We start from the raw sequence: 3,269 nt of genomic DNA, 5'->3' as shown, positions 1-3,269 counted from the left end.
GCGCGGCGGACCATCAGCTCCTTGATCTTGCCGATGGCCTTGGTCGGGTTCAGACCCTTGGGGCACACGTCGACGCAGTTCATGATGCTGTGGCAGCGGAACAGGCGGTACGGGTCGTTCAGGTTGTCCAGGCGCTCGCTGGTGGCCTGGTCGCGGCTGTCCGCGATGAAGCGGTAAGCCTGCAGCAGGCCGGCGGGGCCGACGAACTTGTCCGGGTTCCACCAGAACGACGGGCACGACGTCGAGCAGCTCGCGCACAGAATGCACTCGTACAGGCCATCCAGCTCGTCGCGCTCTTCCGGCGACTGCAGGCGCTCTTTCTCGGGTGGCGGCTCGTCGTTGATCAGGAACGGCTTGATCGAGTTGTACTGCTTGAAGAACTGCGTCATGTCGACGATCAGGTCGCGCACCACCGGCAGGCCGGGCAGCGGACGCAGCACGATGCGGTCCGGCAGCTCGCGCATGTTGGTCAGGCAGGCCAGGCCGTTCTTGCCGTTGATGTTCATCGCGTCCGAGCCGCACACGCCTTCACGGCACGAACGGCGGAACGAGATGGTCTCGTCCAGCTTCTTCAGCTTCACCAGCGCGTCCAGCAGCATGCGCTCGTGGCCGTCGAGCTCGACCTCGTAGGTCTGCATGCGCGGCGCCGCATCCTTGTCCGGATCGTAGCGGTAGACTTCGAAAATACGCTTCATTTCTGTGGGTCCTGTTGTCTCTACGATGCGGTGCTCAGAAGGTACGGGCCTTCGGCGGCACGCTTTCCACCGTCAGCGGTTCCATCTTCACCGGCTTGTAGTCGAGGCGGTTGCCTTCGCTGTAGAACAGCGTGTGCTTGAGCCAGTTCTGGTCGTCGCGGTTGGGGAAGTCGCTGTGCGCGTGCGCGCCGCGCGATTCCTTGCGGGCGGCCGCCGAGATCATGGTGGCCTTGGCCACTTCCACCAGGTTGGCCACTTCCAGGGCTTCCACCAGCGCGGTGTTGAAGACCTTGGACTTGTCCTTCAGGTGGATGTTGTCGGCACGCTCGGACACTTCCAGGATGCGCTCGACGCCTTCGTCCATCAGCTTCTGCGTACGGAACACGCCGGCATGCGACTGCATGTTCTTGCGGATGTCGTTGGCGACGTCCTGCGTGTATTCGCCCGACGACGTGGCCTGCAGCTTGGCCAGGCGCGACAGCGCGAGGTCAGCGGCATCGGCCGGCAGCGGCTTGTGCTCCTTCTGCTTCAGGTTCTGCGCGATGATGTGGTTGCCGGCGGCGCGGCCGAACACCACCAGGTCGAGCAGCGAGTTGGTGCCCAGGCGGTTGGCGCCGTGCACCGACACGCACGAGCATTCGCCAATCGCGTAGAAACCGTTCAGGACTTCGTTCGGGTTGCCATTCTTCGGCACCACGACCTGGCCGTGGTAATTCGTCGGAATACCGCCCATCTGGTAGTGGATGGTCGGGACCACCGGGATCGGTTCCTTGATCGCGTCGACGTTGGCGAACTTCATGCCGATTTCGCGGATCGACGGCAGGCGCTTCATGATGGTCTCGGCACCGACGTGGGTCAGGTCGAGCAGCACGTAGTCGCCGTTCGGGCCGCAGCCGCGGCCTTCCTTGATTTCCTGGTCCATCGAGCGCGACACGAAGTCACGCGGCGCCAGGTCCTTCAGCGTCGGGGCATAGCGCTCCATGAAGCGCTCGCCGTCCTTGTTGCGCAGGATACCGCCCTCGCCACGCACGCCTTCGGTGATCAGCACGCCCGCGCCGGCCACGCCGGTCGGGTGGAACTGCCAGAACTCCATGTCTTCCAGCGGCACGCCCGCGCGCGCCGCCATGCCCAGGCCGTCACCGGTGTTGATGAAGGCGTTGGTCGACGCGGCGTAGATGCGGCCGGCGCCGCCGGTGGCGAACAGCGTGGTCTTGGCCTCGAGGATGTAGACCTCGCCGGTTTCCATTTCCAGCGCGGTCACGCCCAGCACGTCGCCGTCCTGGTCGCGGATCAGGTCCAGCGCCATCCATTCGACGAAGAAGTGGGTCTTGGCGCGCACATTGCGCTGGTACAGCGTGTGCAGCAGCGCGTGGCCGGTACGGTCAGCCGCGGCGCAGGCGCGCTGCACCGGCTTCTCGCCGTAGTTGGCGGTGTGGCCGCCGAACGGGCGCTGGTAGATGGTGCCGTCCGGGTTGCGGTCGAACGGCATGCCGAAGTGTTCGAGCTCGTACACGACCTTCGGCGCTTCCCGGCACATGAACTCGATCGCGTCCTGGTCGCCCAGCCAGTCCGAGCCCTTGATCGTGTCGTAGAAGTGATAGTGCCAGTTGTCCTCGCTCATGTTGCCGAGCGAGGCACCGATGCCGCCCTGCGCCGCCACGGTGTGCGAGCGGGTCGGGAACACCTTGGACAGCACGGCCACGTTCAGGCCGGCTTCCGCGAGCTGGAGGGATGCGCGCATCCCGGCGCCGCCAGCACCGACGATGACCACGTCAAAGCGGCGACGCGGCAATCCAGTCTTGACTGCGACCATTTATTACACCCTCCAGAGAATCTGAGCAGCGTAGCCCGCGCAACCGACGAGCCACAGAATCGTAAGAACTTGCAGCACCAGGCGCACCGCCATCGGCTTGACATAGTCCATCCAGATGTCGCGCACGCCGATCCAGGCGTGATACAGCAGCGACAGGATGGTCAGGAACGTGATGATCTTCATCCACTGGTTGGCGAAGAGCCCTGCCCACGCTTCGTACGAAGCGCCGTTCGACAGCAGGAAGGCAATGGCCAGCACCACGGTGAACACCACCATGATCACGGCAGTGACGCGTTGCGCGAGCCAGTCTTTCAGGCCGTAATGGGCACCGACGACCAGACGCTTGGGACCGATATTGTTGTTTGCCACCGTGATTCTCCTCAGAACAGGCCGAACAGCTTCAGGCCGAAAATCAGGGTAAGCAGCAGGCTGACAACCAGCACGCTGATGGCAGACTTGGCCGAAGCGGGCTTGGAGACACCAACGTGCACGTCCAGCAGCAGGAAGCGGATACCAGCGCAGAAATGATGCAGATAACCCCAGATCAGGGCCAGAACCACCAGCTTGACAAAGCCGCCGGACAACAGGGCCGAGAACTTTGCGAAGCTCAGTTCGGAGGTGATGCTCTGCTCGAACAGATACAGGACGAAGGGAAGGAGGAGAAACATCAAGGCACCGCTGACGCGATGCAGGATGGATACCTTGCCGGCCCAGGGCAACCGGTATTTCGCGATCTGCGAGATACCGATATTCCGGAACTC

Annotated in this window: 4 protein-coding genes; all 4 read right to left on the bottom strand. The window is 63.5% G+C overall.

Translation table 11 applies throughout. From position 1 onward, the window contains the following. The coding region (locus J8I82_RS37410; protein WP_209765621.1) for a succinate dehydrogenase iron-sulfur subunit at positions 1-695 on the bottom strand (695 nt) is incomplete at its 3' end. Between the two features lie 34 nt (positions 696-729). Continuing rightward, positions 730-2,508 carry a succinate dehydrogenase flavoprotein subunit gene (gene sdhA / locus J8I82_RS37405; RefSeq protein ID WP_209765619.1) on the bottom strand — a complete coding sequence of 593 codons (1,779 nt, stop codon included), beginning with the start codon at positions 2,506-2,508 and terminating at the stop codon, positions 730-732. Positions 2,509-2,511: 3 nt separating this feature from the next. After that, the gene (gene sdhD / locus J8I82_RS37400) at positions 2,512-2,877 is read right to left on the bottom strand and encodes a succinate dehydrogenase, hydrophobic membrane anchor protein (RefSeq protein ID WP_135705164.1); all 366 of its coding nucleotides are present in this window, start codon (positions 2,875-2,877) and stop codon (positions 2,512-2,514) included. A gap of 11 nt (positions 2,878-2,888) precedes the next feature. Then, positions 2,889-3,269 (bottom strand): succinate dehydrogenase, cytochrome b556 subunit (sdhC, locus tag J8I82_RS37395; RefSeq protein WP_209765617.1); only part of this gene is annotated, 381 nt, incomplete at its 5' end.

It is taken from the genome of Cupriavidus consociatus (assembly GCF_017814975.1).
In the GTDB taxonomy this organism is placed as follows: domain Bacteria; phylum Pseudomonadota; class Gammaproteobacteria; order Burkholderiales; family Burkholderiaceae; genus Cupriavidus; species Cupriavidus consociatus.
Note: the sequence above shows the minus strand (reverse complement) of the source record. Positions and strands in the feature narration are given on the sequence as shown.